General features: G+C 39.4%; 21 protein-coding genes. 5 read left to right on the top strand and 16 right to left on the bottom strand.

From position 1 onward, the window contains the following. Window positions 1–103: 103 nt before the first annotated feature. On the bottom strand, window positions 104–1,192 hold the full coding sequence (gene purK, locus DV356_RS02760; protein ID WP_048954437.1) for a 5-(carboxyamino)imidazole ribonucleotide synthase: 1,089 nt from the start codon (window positions 1,190–1,192) through the stop codon (window positions 104–106). A gap of 68 nt (window positions 1,193–1,260) precedes the next feature. Then, the gene (gene purE, locus DV356_RS02765; protein WP_118806485.1) at window positions 1,261–1,755 is read right to left on the bottom strand and encodes a 5-(carboxyamino)imidazole ribonucleotide mutase; all 495 of its coding nucleotides are present in this window, start codon (window positions 1,753–1,755) and stop codon (window positions 1,261–1,263) included. Window positions 1,756–1,925: 170 nt separating this feature from the next. On the opposite strand from purE, the gene DV356_RS02770 reads away from it, so the two are divergent. Both DV356_RS02770 and DV356_RS02775 read left to right on the top strand, forming a co-directional pair. Beyond that, window positions 1,926–2,174 (top strand): type II toxin-antitoxin system HicA family toxin, encoded by a 249-nt coding sequence (locus DV356_RS02770; RefSeq protein WP_005647315.1) that lies wholly within the window; start codon window positions 1,926–1,928, stop codon window positions 2,172–2,174. Then, window positions 2,171–2,515 (top strand): type II toxin-antitoxin system HicB family antitoxin, encoded by a 345-nt coding sequence (locus DV356_RS02775; protein ID WP_005653201.1) that lies wholly within the window; start codon window positions 2,171–2,173, stop codon window positions 2,513–2,515. The genes DV356_RS02770 and DV356_RS02775 overlap by 4 nt, the downstream gene beginning before the upstream one ends. Before the next feature lie 96 nt (window positions 2,516–2,611). On the opposite strand, the gene DV356_RS02780 is transcribed toward DV356_RS02775, so the two are convergent. Next, window positions 2,612–3,247 carry a fimbrial protein gene (locus tag DV356_RS02780; protein WP_118806486.1) on the bottom strand — a complete coding sequence of 212 codons (636 nt, stop codon included), beginning with the start codon at window positions 3,245–3,247 and terminating at the stop codon, window positions 2,612–2,614. Between the two features lie 398 nt (window positions 3,248–3,645). On the opposite strand from DV356_RS02780, the gene DV356_RS02790 reads away from it, so the two are divergent. The 3 genes from DV356_RS02790 to DV356_RS02805 all read left to right on the top strand — a co-directional run bounded on the left by DV356_RS02790 (window position 3,646) and on the right by DV356_RS02805 (window position 5,285). Beyond that, entirely contained in the window at window positions 3,646–4,359 is a 714-nt protein-coding gene (locus tag DV356_RS02790; RefSeq protein WP_116945209.1) for a fimbria/pilus periplasmic chaperone, read from the top strand. A gap of 94 nt (window positions 4,360–4,453) precedes the next feature. After that, window positions 4,454–4,816: a FimD/PapC N-terminal domain-containing protein gene (locus DV356_RS02795; RefSeq protein ID WP_239994840.1), complete on the top strand. Its 363-nt coding sequence runs from the start codon at window positions 4,454–4,456 to the stop codon at window positions 4,814–4,816. A 205-nt stretch (window positions 4,817–5,021) separates the two neighbouring features. Beyond that, complete coding sequence (locus tag DV356_RS02805; protein WP_005689965.1) at window positions 5,022–5,285, top strand: hypothetical protein; 264 nt, start codon at window positions 5,022–5,024, stop codon at window positions 5,283–5,285. Window positions 5,286–5,324: 39 nt separating this feature from the next. Here the strand turns inward: DV356_RS02805 and DV356_RS02810 are convergent, their stop codons facing one another. From DV356_RS02810 to DV356_RS02870, 13 genes are all read right to left on the bottom strand, one after another. Continuing rightward, the gene (locus DV356_RS02810) at window positions 5,325–6,170 is read right to left on the bottom strand and encodes a hypothetical protein (protein ID WP_042602938.1); all 846 of its coding nucleotides are present in this window, start codon (window positions 6,168–6,170) and stop codon (window positions 5,325–5,327) included. Window positions 6,171–6,226: 56 nt separating this feature from the next. Next, window positions 6,227–6,346 (bottom strand): Com family DNA-binding transcriptional regulator, encoded by a 120-nt coding sequence (locus tag DV356_RS02815; protein WP_005641687.1) that lies wholly within the window; start codon window positions 6,344–6,346, stop codon window positions 6,227–6,229. A gap of 175 nt (window positions 6,347–6,521) precedes the next feature. Further along, entirely contained in the window at window positions 6,522–7,022 is a 501-nt protein-coding gene (locus DV356_RS02820; RefSeq protein ID WP_005659026.1) for a hypothetical protein, read from the bottom strand. Further along, window positions 7,019–7,621 (bottom strand): hypothetical protein, encoded by a 603-nt coding sequence (locus DV356_RS02825; protein ID WP_005661624.1) that lies wholly within the window; start codon window positions 7,619–7,621, stop codon window positions 7,019–7,021. The genes DV356_RS02820 and DV356_RS02825 overlap by 4 nt, the downstream gene beginning before the upstream one ends. Window positions 7,622–7,632: 11 nt before the next feature. Then, entirely contained in the window at window positions 7,633–9,342 is a 1,710-nt protein-coding gene (locus DV356_RS02830) for a phage tail protein (RefSeq protein WP_085012763.1), read from the bottom strand. A 31-nt stretch (window positions 9,343–9,373) separates the two neighbouring features. Continuing rightward, a complete protein-coding gene (locus DV356_RS02835; protein ID WP_005658855.1) occupies window positions 9,374–9,943 on the bottom strand; it encodes a phage tail protein in 570 nt (189 codons plus the stop codon). Further along, entirely contained in the window at window positions 9,936–11,042 is a 1,107-nt protein-coding gene (locus DV356_RS02840) for a baseplate assembly protein (protein WP_005658857.1), read from the bottom strand. Before DV356_RS02840 ends, DV356_RS02835 begins: the two co-directional genes overlap by 8 nt. After that, on the bottom strand, window positions 11,042–11,407 hold the full coding sequence (locus tag DV356_RS02845) for a GPW/gp25 family protein (protein ID WP_005658860.1): 366 nt from the start codon (window positions 11,405–11,407) through the stop codon (window positions 11,042–11,044). Before DV356_RS02845 ends, DV356_RS02840 begins: the two co-directional genes overlap by 1 nt. A gap of 54 nt (window positions 11,408–11,461) precedes the next feature. After that, the gene (locus DV356_RS02850; protein WP_005658861.1) at window positions 11,462–12,070 is read right to left on the bottom strand and encodes a phage baseplate assembly protein V; all 609 of its coding nucleotides are present in this window, start codon (window positions 12,068–12,070) and stop codon (window positions 11,462–11,464) included. Continuing rightward, window positions 12,057–13,121: a phage late control D family protein gene (locus DV356_RS02855; protein ID WP_005658863.1), complete on the bottom strand. Its 1,065-nt coding sequence runs from the start codon at window positions 13,119–13,121 to the stop codon at window positions 12,057–12,059. Before DV356_RS02855 ends, DV356_RS02850 begins: the two co-directional genes overlap by 14 nt. Next, entirely contained in the window at window positions 13,114–13,344 is a 231-nt protein-coding gene (locus DV356_RS02860; protein WP_016533315.1) for a tail protein X, read from the bottom strand. The genes DV356_RS02855 and DV356_RS02860 overlap by 8 nt, the downstream gene beginning before the upstream one ends. After that, a complete protein-coding gene (locus DV356_RS02865; RefSeq protein WP_042602932.1) occupies window positions 13,325–14,257 on the bottom strand; it encodes a phage tail protein in 933 nt (310 codons plus the stop codon). The genes DV356_RS02860 and DV356_RS02865 overlap by 20 nt, the downstream gene beginning before the upstream one ends. Beyond that, entirely contained in the window at window positions 14,257–16,605 is a 2,349-nt protein-coding gene (locus DV356_RS02870) for a phage tail tape measure protein (protein ID WP_005658870.1), read from the bottom strand. Before DV356_RS02870 ends, DV356_RS02865 begins: the two co-directional genes overlap by 1 nt. Between the last annotated feature and the right edge of the window lie 2 nt (window positions 16,606–16,607).

The following is a 16,607-nucleotide window of genomic DNA, read 5'->3' on the forward strand; positions in this document are numbered from 1 at the left end:
TTTTATACTTCAGTCATTTTATTTTATCAAGAAAGATTTTATAAAAATTAACCACGCTTTGATATTTTTAAATATTCATCAAAAAGTGCGGTCATTTTTTACATTATTTTAGTTTTTCAATCGCCCAATTTAATCCAGATTGATAATCTTCTGGTAATTCAGTGCGGAGTTTTTCTAATTGTTGAATAATGACCGCTTTATTGGGATGGGAAAGATTAATATGCCCAACTTTACGCCCAGCTCTCACTTCTTTACCGTACCAATGAAGCTGTGCAAAAGGTATGTTAAGCCATTTAGGGTTATGATTGGTGCCGATTAAATTAATCATTACACTTGGGGCGAACGTTTGTAATTCAGGCGTTGGCAAATTGAGTAGCGTACGTAAATGTAATTCAAATTGACTGATAGCACAGCCTAGTTGTGTCCAATGCCCACTGTTATGTACGCGAGGCGCAAGTTCGTTAATCAGTAATTTGTCGCCTACAACAAAACATTCCATTGCCATGACACCCACATAGCCTAATTTATCCATAATTTTGCCGAGCATGGCTTCTGCTTGCTTTTGTTGTGTAGATTGTTGAGGAAACGCAATATCAACCACACTGTAACGCAAAATGCCGTTTTGTTGCAGGTTATGTGTAACGGGATAAAAATGTTTTTCGCCATTTTTAAATCTCGCGCCCACAATAGAAACTTCATAATCGAAAGGAATAAATTTTTCTGCGATCACTTCACCAAATAAGTCATCGGTAATGTCCGCTTTGTTTTTATCGCTGATAATCCATTGACCACGCCCATCATATCCGCCGGTTCTGCGTTTAACGACAACTTTCCCGCCAACAGTTTGGAAGAGATCATTCCATTGTGTTTTATCTTTTAATAAACACCAAGGTGAGGTAGAAATATTCAGTTCATCAAGCAAGGATTTTTGCGTAAAACGATCGGCTAATAATCCAAATACATGTTGATTAACGAAGTTTTTATGATTGCTGAGTAATTCAGTCAAAGGCGTTTTTTCCCAGCGTTCAATTTCCGCCGTGATGATCGCATTTTCAGGTAAGTCAAAAACTGGCGCATTGAAGGCTAAGGGTTCAACATAAATATCTAAAGGTGCACCAGCGTAACCTAACATTCTGCCGAGTTGTCCGTTGCCGAGAACATAAACGGTTGGGTATAAGGTGGAGTTTTGCATAATATTTCTCGTTAAATTTACGAAAAAACAACCGCACTTTAAAAGTGCGGTCAGATCTGAAGATATTTTTATGTGCGTGGATCGGGATTGTCCAGTACAGCACGAGTTTGGCTTTCACGGAAAGATTGCAAGCGTGAAAGCAATTCTGCATCCCAACCTGCTAGAATTTGGGCTGCTAACAACCCAGCATTTGCCGCGCCTGCAGAGCCAATCGCTAATGTTCCGACTGGAATCCCTTTTGGCATTTGCACAATTGAATAAAGGCTATCCACACCACTTAACATAGAACTTTTTACTGGCACCCCCAGCACTGGCACAAGTGTTTTGGCTGCGATCATACCAGGTAAATGTGCCGCACCGCCTGCACCAGCAATAATTACTTTATAGCCATTTTTTTGTGCATTTTCGGCAAATTCGAAAAGTTTATCAGGCGTACGATGGGCAGAGACGACTTCCACATGATAAGGCACGTTTAATTCATCTAAAATCTGAGTTGCCTCTTGCATAGTAGCCCAATCACTTTTTGACCCCATCACAACGGCAATTTGTGCAGTTTTTGACATGCTATTTTCTCAATTTTCTAATTAAAAACGTGGTGTAGAATAGCATAGATTACATATATCGAGCAAACGTTTGCTATTTATGTACGTATTAATGGGGATTATTTTATAATTATTTGATTTTTAAATTTTAGTAACTATACTTGATACCAAATTAATGGGCGATAGTTTATATGGGACGAACTGAAAAATTATTAGATAAGCTCGCACAATCAAAATCTACATTTAATTGGAATGAATTAGTTTTTTTGTTAGCTCAACAAGGTTATGAAAAGCGAGAAATGGCAGGCTCTCGAGTGAGATTTTATAATAGAACACTCAAGCACACGATTTTGTTACATAAGCCTCACCCTGAAAATTATATTAAAGGCGGTGCTTTAAAGTCAGTGAAAGAATCATTAAAACAGGTAGGTATTCTATGAAGTTATTAAATTATAAAGGTTATGTTGGCACGATTGAGGCGGATTTAGAAAACAATATATTGTTTGGCAAACTTGCTTACATTCGTGATTTAGTGACTTACGAAGCAGAGTCATTATCTGAGCTAGAAAAAGAATTTCGTCAATCTGTTGATTTATATTTACAAGATTGTTTGGAATTAGGTAAAGAACCGAATAAGCCTTTTAAAGGTGTATTTAATGTACGAATTGGCGAGGAATTGCATAGAGAAGCTACGATCATAGCAGGCGATCGTTCTCTTAATGCTTTTGTTACGGAAGCGATTCAAGAAAAAATTTTTCGTGAAAAACCAAGTTTAAGATAACAAAACGTATTTACATTTTCTTTCATCACGTAGCGTGGGCGTAAGCCCACGCGGGATATAACAAACGCGTGGGCTTAGATTGCGTTACATTAGGTATTATTCGTAAGCAATTTGGAAATCAACTGAGGATTTTACTTTACCTGCGGTTGCTGTACCTGTTGCGTAATATTGGGCTATATAATGTAGAGCAATACTAGCTTGATTATTTAATTCAGTTGCACCTGAAATATGATTTTTATCTCTAGCTATAGCAGTTTGATTGTCTGCATTACCTTTATGAACGAAGTCCTCGGTTTCTTTACCCACTACTGCAATTGCATCTGTACCATTATCTTTCATAAGCTGAATATTAACGTTATTCGCTTTATCAGCATCATTTGGATGTATATTTTTTAATGTATAGCTATTTTCCTTATCCGCATTCTTCCAGGAATAAAAATAAACCCCAACCTTATCTGCTTTAGGTTTACCAGCAGCAGTAGTAGTATTACAGTTTTCCAACGTAATTGTGAATGGTGTAGGCATTGCGGTATTATCTTTTGTTGTTAAATGTGCTTTACCCACATCATTTAATACCACGCTCATATTTCTATTGTCTGTTTTCACTTTACAAGTATTTTCAACCACCTTGCCAAAAAAAGTAACAGTTCCTTTTGTTTCTGCATTAGGTTGTGCCTGCACATTCCCTGCAAATGCCAATAAAATTAAGCTACCAAGTAGTGTTTTCTTCATAATAAATTACTCCATAAAAGAGGTTTGCGCTTTATAAATAAAGTAAAAGATGAATATAAACCGTTTATCAACATGCCAAAGCCTTAATAAACAGCAAGATTTGTTTTCCCAAAAAAGTAAAAAACGCTTCCATTATATATATATATATATAATTAAAGTCCTTTTTGAAAAATTTCATATTTTTTTGAATTAATTCGCTGTAGGTTGGGTTTTTGCCCACATGGAGACATATAAAAAAGATTTGTAGGGTGGGCGTAAGCCCACGCGGAACATCATCAAACAACTGTAATGTTGTATTAGGCACGGTGGGCTTATGCCTCGCCTACGGGGAAATGAATAAGGATAAATATGGGCTTAGCCCAGTTTATGGATTTAATTATGTTGAAATGGGGAAAACAATGTTTAAAAAAACACTTTTATTTTTTACCGCACTATTTTTTACCGCACTTTGTGCATTTTCAGCCAATGCAAATGTGATTATCACTGGCACCAGAGTGATTTATCCCGCTGGGCAAAAAAATGTTATCGTGAAGTTAGAAAACAATGATGATTCGGCAGCATTGGTGCAAGCCTGGATTGATAATGGCAATCCAAATGCCGATCCAAAATACACCAAAACCCCTTTTGTGATTACCCCGCCTGTTGCTCGAGTGGAAGCGAAATCAGGGCAAAGTTTGCGGATTACGTTCACAGGCAGCGAGCCTTTACCTGATGATCGCGAAAGCCTCTTTTATTTTAATTTGTTAGATATTCCGCCGAAACCTGATGCGGCATTTCTGGCAAAACACGGCAGTTTTATGCAAATTGCCATTCGTTCACGTTTGAAGTTGTTTTATCGCCCTGCGAAACTCTCGATGGATTCTTTTGATGCAATGAAAAAAGTAGTGTTTAAAGCCACACCTGAAGGGGTGTTGGTGGATAATCAAACCCCTTATTATATGAACTACATTGGTTTGTTACATCAAAATAAACCTGCGAAAAATGTCAAAATGGTTGCCCCTTTTTCTCAAGCGGTATTTGAAGCCAAAGGCGTGCGTTCTGGCGATAAATTGAAATGGGTATTGGTTAATGATTACGGTGCCGACCAAGAAGGCGAAGCCATCGCTCAATAATAGCGAACTAGTGTAGGGTGGGCTTTAGCCCACCGATTAACCATAACAAAGGTGGGCTGAAGCCCACCCTACAACCACAAAGAACGATTAATCTGTGAAAACAAAAATTTTTCCCTTAAATAAAATTGCGTTTGCTTGTTCACTGCTATTGGCAAATCCTTTAGCGTGGGCGGAAGATCAATTTGATGCCTCTCTTTGGGGAGATGGTTCGGTGTTGGGCGTTGATTTTGCCCGATTTAATGTAAAAAATGCCGTGTTACCAGGGCGTTATGAAGCTCAAATCTATGTGAATAATGAAGAAAAAGGCGAAAGCGATATTATTTTTGCTGATAATCCTGCCACAGGTCGGTGTAGCCGTCCGCGAATTTTGAGAAACATAACCGTTAAAAGTGAGAAATCTGAAATCTTGGCTATTTCCCATTTTAAGCGGTTAAAAATCGCTAAATTTGAGAAATAAAAACGCCCTTTAAATCATCATTAAAGGGCGTTTAAATTTTGCACTTCAGATAAACTCGCACAACATAACTGCACCTATTTAGCCCTACATCCCTCCCTAGCCTAATTCGACCACAGTCAGTCATTTTTCCGTAATGATAACTTGCTATGTAAACCTAAGAGAGCAATCCTATGACCAAGTTAAACAAACACAGGAAACCTACAAAATGACAAATTTTAAAATGAGAACCGAGCAAGAAATAATGATGGAACTAGCTCTTGTTGCCGTAAAAGAACACGACGGTTTTGTTGTAGACGGTTCGCAATATTCACTGCCTAACGAATGCGGGCAAACTTTTGTCTATAACACGGCATTTTTAGATGTGCGTTTTGTGGAAGACGGACGTAAAGATTGCGTGGTGAGATTTACGTCCACGCTCGCCTCTTTTGCCCCACCGTTTTATTGTTTACTTTCCGAATTAGAAGACTAAAACAAAAGGCTTCGCGATTACTCGAAGCCTTTGTTACTGCTAGAATTTATAGACTAAATTGTCTTCATACGCCACTTGGTAGTTCAGTTTGGCATTGACTGTAATCCGTTTGGCGTTTTCAAACGCCTGCCAATTATGCACTTTATCATCGACCATATACTCAATAAACCGCACAAATTCCGACTTTGTTGAACTGAAGAATATATAAGGTGGTCGCGTAATATTGACCAATCGCAAGAAATCTATCAAATCAAAATAGGTGGCTTGTTTGTAGCTTTCCTGTTTGGTGCAAAGGTAAGGCGGATCTAATACAAACAAGGCTTTCGGATTATCGGTAAACTTCGGCAAAAGTGTGTGAAATGATTCACGGATAACTTCCACGCCATCCAAATACCCCTCTGCACTAGGATAATCGCTTAATCGAACGCAATGCCAAAAATCTTTCTTATACAGTTCGTCTAATGAGCTTACTTGTTGTCCACTAAACAATAGCCAACTCGTCAAGCAGTTTAAATCTTTGTAACCTTTGAATTGGTCGATGATTTTAATGATTTCTGCCTTTAATGACTTTGGTAAACGCTTATTCTTTGGCGTAGCGTTACCAATTTTTGCAAAGATTTGTGTGCGTAAGGCGTTAGTGTCGTTGATATATGCCAATCTTTCGGCATAGCCATCAAAATCGTTGTAGATTACGCGGGCTTTCGGTTTTAACCGTTTGGCTGCGTGGCTTAATAAGCCCGAACCGCCGAATGTATCAATAACCGTCCAGCCTTCGCCATCGCCTTTTATATTCTCATTTAAAACTGTTTCAAAATGTTTAAGAAACATTCGTTTTTGTCCGATAAACGGCAATGGGGCTTGTTTAAAGGTGTTTTGATTTGCCATAGTTTTTCCTTTCTATGGCGTTCCGATGCTCAAGGCATTCTGACACTCAAATCAAATTAACGTGTAGTATTAACGGTTTTGCAACGAGGGCATTTGATTTCTAAATAACCAACTATCCCCACTTTCGCCAATAATTTGTTACAAAATGTGCAACGGATTGCTTTAATTGACTGCATATATTTCTCCTAATCAAAAGATTTGTTACAATCCGCCCGCCTTGCGCAAGGTAGGCGACGTATGGCTATATGCAGGCTTATTCTGCGTAGCTGGTAACAACGAGCATTCCTAGTGCCGTTGTTATCGCCGTCTTTTCTTTACTGAATTAAACTTTGTGCAGGGTAAACTCTCCTTTTAACTTTTCTCTTTATTAAATATAGCTGCTAGTTGATTTGGACTAAACCGCCAACCGCTCTCGCCACCGCAAATCGCATTAAAACACCATTCACTGCAAAAATATTTTGAGCGTTTTTGTTTGATGCCTAGCACAATCCCTAACGCACCCCACCAGTCATATTTACAGCCCAAAGTGCGGTCAAAATAAGCTTTGATTTGTGCTTCAGTAACTCCCTCTAGCTCAATTAAATCCCATTTTTCTCTATCATAAACATCAATTTGCTTACAACGTACACCGCCGTCTCGAATTGAAGACGAATAACACTCGTACATCACTTCTGTTTCATAGTGATGCCCACTGACAAATACTTCTTTCATTACTGCAATTTCACAATGCGAATACACGCCTTTTGTCAATTTACGAGTGAGCCAGTCACTCAAACGTGCCAAAAGTGCGCTCGGGTTTTTACCCGTTTTTTTACCTTTGTATAATGCGAGATAGATTTTAGCGCCTATCATTGTTGTGCCTCCGCTAATGTTTGCATTTTACCTATAATATCGTCATGAATACGTTGCAGTTCTTCATCACTCAACGCCTCATGCTTTAACTCATACTTACGCATTCTTTGCACTGCTAATTGTTGTTGCAATGTACGCAAGCTTTCTGCTTGCTGAAGAATCAAAAGTGACGCAGACTGATTATCAAGACCTGCAACCGTTGCAAAACTGCTGATATAAACGCTTACTTCTCCAGCAAAATTTGCTTCTTTAAAGGCAATAGCGGCAGCTTCTCGCTCCTTATACTCTTCGGCAAACCTTGTCCATCTTGCACTAATGTTAGCTGCTGTATCATCAATGCTATCAACTAGATTTTTAATGAGTTCACGCTTAATTTCAGTTTTCTTTTTTTTATCAACAACCCAGCTGTTTCCGTTCCATTTGTGTAATTCTGTTGGTTGTCTATCAACTAGAATGTATTGACTTTTAAAATCAATAAGTTGTTTAGTCTCAAGCTCTGATTCGTTTTCTACTTCCATTTCCACAAAATCATTTAAGTTTTGAGGAATAGGGAAAATTTGATAACTATTCAAATTTTCTTTTAAAAAATAGACTTTCATTAATCACTCCTTCATCGAATATCAATACGTTTTACAAAACGACCAGCAAGATTTTGAATTTGTATTGTTGTACCGTCTCTATCAACAGTCACAGCGAATGTCTTGACTTCTACATAATAAATAGGTCTACCACCATTGCTGTGTGCATTTACTTCACGAACATCAAGCCAACGAACTCTGCCACCTTTTTTACCTTCAATTTCTGCACCCACTTCAAAACTGACGAGTTCAATATCGTTATTATCATTAAGCCTGTGACTTTCGGACGATTGAAGATATAAAATTAACGTTTTACCGAAGCACTTCTCTGATAGAGTAATTTGCCTAGAATTCACGTTACCTTGCCAGACTGTTTTTAATGTGCCAATTTGAGATAAATTCTCTTGTGCCTGCAAAAATTGCTGTTTTATATCAGCTTTTGCATTGGTGATTTCTCGCAAAGTTGATTGTTTATTCTCTTCTATTTTTTGTTCAACACTCTCAGATAACGCTTGCATATTTTGCGCAAGTGTACCCGCATCTAAAGCCCCAGCATTTTCAACAACACCGAAAGCCTTCACCCAGAATTGCACGTCATCAAATGTGTTTTTTGCTTTGATGCATAATTTGAGGATTAATGATTTAGGGCGAGTTTCATTTCCACCTGTTGCCATTGGGCTATCTAATAGCGGATGCATAAATCCATTATCACTGAGATTATCATCAGTTGTAGTTGCAGTGCGTAATCGTGAATCTATAACTGTTTTCGTTTTGTCATAAAAAATATTACTATCACTTGAATTAACCCAGTGTGTTCTCACTTTGTGAACGTGCTTTTTAATCTCATCACTTTGCGTTTCACCAACAGATAAATTGTTTGATGCATTTCTAATAAATCGGTCTTCAGCTAATGGCACATTTGAAATAGAACCATATTTACCGACTAAGTAACGATATAACTCAGGGTAATTTTGCTGTGTAACGGTTGTTCTGATTGAATCAAAGGCAATCCAGCCAGTGGGAATGTTATCCACGGCAAAATAAGCCGTCATGCCTACATCGCTACGATGTAAATTCGGTAAGATGTCACTATTCCCATTAGCGACATATAAGTCAGGATAAGTTGCTCGATTAAACGTACCGCCAATTGCTCTTAGATAACCGCGAGGATTCATGCCTTTTGGAAAAGACACAACTGCACCCAGTGGTACACCTTTCCCTGCTAATTCTTTATTTAATTCGCCAAGCGCGAACTCAGAAGCGGATTTTGATTTATCAGTGCCATTGGTTTTGTGTGACAACACTGTTTGTCCAGCGGTCGTATCTGTTGCTCTTTTTGTTGCAATATCACGTACTTTTTTTAAAGCATAACTCGTTGCAATAGTGTCTGAACTTGAGCTGTTATCAGCATTTGATTTCTTGCTGTTTGGAATATAGTTATTTAGCGCATTTCTCACAGCAATCACTAACGCTTTAACAACATTTACTGCTTTCGGTGTCGCTGCTTTATCCTCTGCATCTGAATCAGTGTTTGAGTCGAGTTGTACTAACCCAGTTTGTTCTGTTGAGGCGTTCTGTGCGATATAGCGCTTCTCAACCTCTGTTTTGAGATATTTTGTGCGATTTGCTAATTGTTTAATGGGTTTATTCGTAATGCCGTCCTCACCCCCGTGCACGGGATCGTTTTCCTCTATACGATAAATTTCGGTTTCCCATTTATTGGTTTCGTTCAAACCAGCCATGATTTAAATCCTCTTTAAACGCTTTTAAAATTTATACAGAACCATGATTATATTGCTTGTTGTATCGTACTTTATTGTTGTAGAGTACTGGTGCAGACTTATAGTCAAGCACACCCAGCAAACAACGTGCTGGCACAAAATTCCTTAATATTTTCCGAATTTCGACCGCTTGCTCATTTGTCACAGGCTTACTTAGCTGAATGCCGTAATATGCCCATCTCTCATCTGATGGAATTTTATTGACGAAGGTATTTGCGCTGTAATCCCGATTTTTTAATCCTTCGTCAATTTCAATCTCTCCAAATCCAAGTTGACGAATTACTTCACGAACAGACCAAGGCGTGCCTTTGTGTCTGTGTAACTCAACGGATTTTTTAATCAACCCTTTTTTAGATTCTTGCGTCGTCGCTAAAAACAGCCCGTCATAACCTGTGACGCTCCATTTTTCCGCAAGCACTTCAATAAAGCGGTCGTCGAGTAAATCGACGAGCGTAGTCATAATAGGCGAGAGCTTAAACTGAGGTAGTCTTTGCCCAAGTTCCGCCAGTGCGGTGTATTTTGCATCTCGTGCGATAATATCTGGGTAACGTAATCTAGCCATTTGTTCTCTCGCTTTCGACTTCTACGCTAATTGCAGTACAGTTTGCCCATTCATTTTCTGCCACTACAATTTTTTGCGGTGAAGTGAGGGTGACGTCATAGACACCCTCAACACGCAAAGCACTGATTAATGCTGACGGCACTACATCCAGCCCTAGCTTTTTCGTTTTATCTGAAAGATAAAATTGAAGCGCATCACGAGCTTTGGTTTTCACAATATCTTCACGAAATCCATCAAGTAGCTTTAATGTGGCTGTAATTTGATAGTCCCTTTGTGTAGGGGCTTTTACTTCAACAGTATCGCAAAGCGGACGTCGTTTTTCGCCACTGACATATTGCTTGATGTCATTAAGCAATCGGCTATCAGGGATGCCTTCTTTTGTCAGTACCGTAATGCGGACTAAACCGCCTTTGGGTGTTGCCACATTCACATCTGCAATAGCTTGAGACACTGCACGCACGTGGTAATCATAAGCAGCCACTGAACCACAGGTTGAGAATGCTTCAGGGGCGCTCAAAATACGCTTGCGATAGTCATCATCACTTTCTTGCACAAGGCCGCCACTTGGCACATCAATGTTGCTCACTTTAACTTCAAGGGAGGTCATTAATGGACTTTTTAAGGTTTTTACTCGCCCGATTTCCCAGCCATTACCCATGGTGCCTTTAATATTGGCTTGTGCCTCAATTTCTACATAGCTGATAAGTGGTGTAATGACATCATCGTTAAGGGTGATAAATTCCAACTTTTCATCAACTGCAACACGAGTTCCTTTAGGGATTAACACGAGAGGGTGGGTGGCTTCTATGCTGAAGCGTAAAACACAACGAGCAGGTTTGTCTTGTAAACGATAGCACCCCATAGGCTCGCCACATAAATCAAGGGCTAGTCCTTTGGCAAATTGTGGAAAAGTATTTAAGAAAGCTTCATTGATACCTTTTCGCACTAACAATTCACGATAGGCATAAGACTGAATAATTGAGCGTTCAATATGTGCTGGTTGCAATGTTTTGCCAGTGCGTTTTTCATAATCTGCAATGGTATCTGCAAGGATTTGTTTCACATCTTCAGACACAATTTTTACATCATCCGCTTTCATTATCCCTTGACCTCTGTTGAATAGATTTCACGATAGACATCTTCTTTTAACGACCAAAAAATAGTGAACGTAAAGTGCGGTGCATTTCCACTGACTTTGACTTCATCAATCTCAATCCGCTTCTCAAAACGCTGTAATGCAAAGGTAATTTCACGCACGAAGTTGGGTACGGCAAGATCTTCAGGTTGGTCAATATAACGAAAATGATCACTGCCAAATTCAGGGCGTAAAATATCAGTGCCTTTTATGGTGTTGAGAATGTTGGCAATACAAAGATGAATATCATCAATGCCCTGAATAACTGATTGCACTTCATCATTCGGGGCAAGTTGCCAGTGTGTCGTTAAGTGAGTATGTGTATTCATAGCCCTGATATTACAGGGCAGCAGGGAAAATTGATTTTAAAGCGCTTTAAAGAATTATTTCGCAATACTAGTATCTTTACCGTCGCCTTGCTCAGTATGTTTGTGAGTTTTTAGACTAATATTATCAGCTTTAATGTCACCACCTTTCGTCTCAAGTGAGCCATTAATCATCGCTGTAGCACCACCACCGCCATAACCTGTCATACCTTTCATATAAGTCAATGCGCCTTTAACCATAAGGTCCCCTGTGGTTTCTGTTGCTGGACAATCTATGGTAACTTTTGATGGAGATTTTATTAAAACCTCGCCAACAGCAGATACTTCAACATTACCAGAATTTCGGTCGTGTTTGATTATTGTGCCGTTGCTGAATTTTTTCATCCAAATGTTACTGTCACCTGTTGGTGTTGGGTCTTGGGCATTAAAAATTGCGCCTAACACACAACCACCTTCACCTCGTGCATCGAGTATTATTGCGACCAATTCGCCCACATCAGGCAGACAATAAAATTGATTACCGCCTGCATTGGGTGTCAGATAAGAAAGCCACGCTGTTTCCAAGTCATCAAGTGCGGGAATTTTACATCTCACTTTGTGTTTTGTACTGTCCACCGCACTGACAATGCCTTCTTGGTAAGTCGCAGTGAAATTATGGGTTTGCATTGTGTTTCTCCATTGATTGTGTCACTAGGTCATCAGCAATAAATTCAAGCAATCTCACGTCTATTGTCGTTGTGTAGCCTTGATTGCGATAAATCGTATGGTGTGATGATTTAATCAAATATTTCCCTGAAAACACACCTAGATTGCGTAATAAAATGGTATTGCCTGCGACTAATTTAGGGTTGCCCCAAAGTTTAATCGTGCCAGATTGCTGGTCGTCATTTTGTTCTGCAAGTGCTGCTTCACCTCTTGCATCAATTTGCTCTTGGCTTTCGCCACGTGTTACAATTTGCAAGCTATCTTCACTAGATTTCGCCGCTTGGGAAACATCTTCACGTTTTGCCTTTGCTTTTTTACTTTTTTTAATCACTTTTTTACCATTCGCATCATAACCACTAATATTCACTTCTTTTGCGGTAGAGCTAATACGGTCACGAAGACTAATGCTGATAGTGTCTTGTTCTTCAATAGTGAGAACGGACTCACTTTCTCCCAATTTTTCTTTTGCTGTAAAGACAAGCTGATCATTCACCACCTTAAAACTGTGATGGTATTCACGTCCAAGGCGTGCCAAAAACTCTAAATCACGCTCCTGATATTGTGTTATGCGAGCAATGGGAATATGTTTTATCTCACCCACCACTTTTAATTTTAAACGTTTTGCTACAACTGCAATGACTTGTGCAAGGGTTGTGTGTTCATAGGCTTTGGGTTTGAGCGTACGCTGATTTTTAGACACCCCAGCACTTAATGCACGCAATGTAATGTTAGAAGGGCGGTATTGGTATTCGACTTCATCAATTTCAAATGCACCGATATCAACAAGTTGTTCACCTTTATAGCCAATCGCCCCTTTGAGCTTATCGCCTTGTGTTGGGAACCATGCACGGATCCATTTTCCGCTAATATCTTCAAATTGCACCACAAGTTCATCACTTTGACCTTCTAAATAATCCGTATAACTTAATTCAATTAAGTGCGGCTCAATGTCTGCGGTAATATTTGTTTTTTCATAAAATAGTGAAAAATCAGGTTGGGCAATATTACTCATTATCTCCCCTTAACCATGGCGGCATATCTTCATTATTCGTAGGTTTCACTTGTAACACGGGAATAAATACTGTTGCTCCTGTTGGTAAGACTTCGTAAAAACTGAGATGTGGATTAGCATCAATAATACGAGAATACTCTAGTGCATCACCGTAATAATGATAGGCAAGGTTGTCCCAACGTTCGCCTTGTTTAACGATGTGTTTAAGCACGGTCTGTGTCATTATTTACCTCATCATCATTGCGTAACACAATCCAAGCGGTCATTTCAGCCACTCTAGGGGCTAAGAAATCAAAGCTTTCTGCAACCTCAGACATGGTTCTATTTGCAGAGGGAAACCACTCTGACCAATCTGAACCGCTCGAGCCTTGCTGGAAATCAGATTGAATCGCCATCAGACCACTTTGTATTTCAGCCACCTCTTGACTGAACTCACTAACAACAGGCAATACTGAACGCACGCCATTAAATAACTCACTCATTCCTGTTAGCTCGCTGAAGCTACCCAGTGCACCATCAAGATTACCTAACACACTCGGTAAATAAGCCAATGCAGTTGCGGGGTCTTGTGAAAATTGTTTCATAATGGCAATGGTATTTTGCACCTCATCAACAATGCGTTTACCTTGGTTATAAAGATCAATCCCTTTTGTTAAGGCTTCTTTTGCTGCATTCATTCCTGCAAAAAATTCTGGTGGTAGTATCGAACCTAATAATGAGCCTTTACCAATATTTAATGCCGCACCTAATAAATTATTTTTTAATTCACCAACATATTCTTTTAAGTTAATTGTTAGCTCCCGACACAGCACATTACCGTATTTATCCGTAAACAGTGTATTTGAATGAATATCTGTGATCACAAAATTCCCTTTAAATTTGCCACGTCCCCAAATGAGTGCCAAAGCATCTTGTTTCGCTTTGGCAGCGAGTAAAGCTTGATAACGACGTTCAACTCCACCAATTTTGTGATGCAAGCGGACAGATAGATTCAATTCAGCTAAACTTTCACCCATCGCTTGTAAACGAGGTTTACCTTTTAACACTTGATGTTCTGCAAATCTTGCAGCTTGGATTTCTGAAAAATCAGTGACATCAATAGGTTCAAGTGCAATTGTGCCCAACATTAAATACATTAGTATGCTCTCCGTTTTTGTTGATCTAATACACGCGCAAGCATGGTTTCAAATTCTCTTAAAGAGATGTTTAATCCCTCTTTAACATCATTTAACACTTGGTTATTAGATGAACCATTTACATTAATAGTGGGATTAAAATGAATCGTCATTCCGCCATGCTGAGCTTGCTCGCTTTGTTGTTGTGCAAAAGTGGTTTGTAATGATTGATAATCAGAGTGGGGGAAAATACCTACCGCATTACTCATTTCATCACTGGCTTTTTCGGCTAATCCCAAGGATTTATTAATACCAATTGCTAGTCCTTGTACTGTATTTTCACCGAACCCCATAAATACACGGCTCGGGGAGTGAATACCGAGTTTTTCAGCAAACCAGTTTTTGACACTGGTGCCAAGCTCCGTGACTGTTTCTTTTGCGCTATCCCAAGCATTGCCGATTCCGTTCACCAATCCATCAATGATATTTTTACCAAAGTTAGTGAACTCGGCAGGAAGTTCAACGCTAAAATAATTTAATACTGAACTAAAAATAGATTGGAATAACGACAGTGGATTAAATGCAAGAATAATGTTACCTAGCTCTGTAAAGTTACCATTAAACAATCCGTTAATACTTTCCCATAAGCCTGTAAACCAGTTTGTCACGCCATCCCAAACAGCAGACCAAATACCTTGCACATCATTCCAGATATTAGTCACAAATTGACAAACATTATCAAAAATGACCGTAACTTCTGCCCAAAGCGTGCTGAAAAATGCTGAGATAGGTTCCCAATACTCATAAATTAAGAACGCACCAACTGCAATCCCCGTAATCAACAAACCAATTGGGTTCATCAACATGGCACGTCCCACAAACAGCATTGTTTTACCGACTAACATCAAACCTTTCACTAGAACGCCTGAAAGCAATTTACCCAAGAAAAGTGCACCTTTAGCAATCAATCCAAGCGTATAACCAAATCCATAGGCAAGTTTCATCAATACTGGCGTCAAGAATTTGAATAGAGAAAATAACTTTTTACCCCCCGACCAAAACGGTAAGATTGCCATTAAGCCAAGTGACAGCACTGTTTTTAATGCAACAAATCCACCAATTATTGCTACTAAACCACCCCCAATTTGAACAAATTGATTGACAAGTTCTGGGTTGGCATTCATCCATTCTAAAATGTTGTAAATGACAGGTTTTAATTTATTCACTAATAAATTGATAGGCGGAAGTAACTTAGCGCCAATGGCGATACCAATTTCATTAAAGCTATTTTTCAAAAGCTGAAGATTGTTTTCAGTCGTCGCACTTCGGTTCTCAAATTCACGCTGCATAGAGCCCATGTATTTGAGATTTCCGTTTTCATCACGTTCTTCGAGTAACCCAAGCTGTCTGTTATATTCCGCTGTATTTTGAGCAAGCAACATAATGTCATCAGCGTATTGTTTACCAAACATCTTAGCTAAAAGTGGGTACTGTTTATCTTTTGGGAGTTTTTTTACGCGTGCAATAAAGTCAGAAATTGCCCCCTGTGCGTCCTTATTCATTGCTTTAGCAAATGATTTTGGGGTAAGCCCAAGCATTTGTAACTCTTTAGCATGCTTACCAGCTTTAAGCTCTGCAAATGCCGAACTCATGCCTTTAATCGCTTGTGCCGCAACTTCGGGTGCTTTACCCATGGACAGGAATGTTGAACCTAATGCAGCCGCTTGGTTTTCTGTCAAGCCTAACATTCTAGTATCAGAACCCGCTCGTGCAATGACATTGACAATATCAGCAGCCTTTGCGTTAGCGTTATCTGATAGATGGTTTATCGCATCACCAAATTTTGCCATTTCACTAATAGGCTTGCCCAATACGTTCGCCATGGTTGCCATCGCAGTACCCGCATCACCTGCTGCCATATCGAATGCCACTCCCATTTTTGCGGCATCTTCGGCATAACCAAGTAAATTCTCTCTAGCAATACCCGCTTGACCACCTGCAGCAACAATAGCAGCGATTTCTTCACTTGCCATAGGGATAGTGCGTGTGAGCCTAAGGATATCTTGCTCCATCTCTTTGAATTGAGCAGGACTATCAAAATTCACTACCTTTTTTACATCTGCCATTGCACTTTCAAATTTAATAGCAGGTTGTGCTATAGCAAGCATGGATGTTGTTGCGGCAGTACCTAACGAGATCAATGAACTGGTCCCAAGTGCAACATTTTTACCCAAGCCTAGCATGCGGCTCCCAACGCTTTGACTTTCGTCTTTAAAAAGCTTCAGGCTATTTCTTAAATTCTTAATTCCAGCTATCGCACCACCGACGGATGCGCCGATAACTAAAGATATTGCTAAATTTGAAGACATCG

The organism is Haemophilus influenzae (assembly GCF_003494325.1).
Taxonomy (GTDB): domain Bacteria; phylum Pseudomonadota; class Gammaproteobacteria; order Enterobacterales; family Pasteurellaceae; genus Haemophilus; species Haemophilus influenzae_I.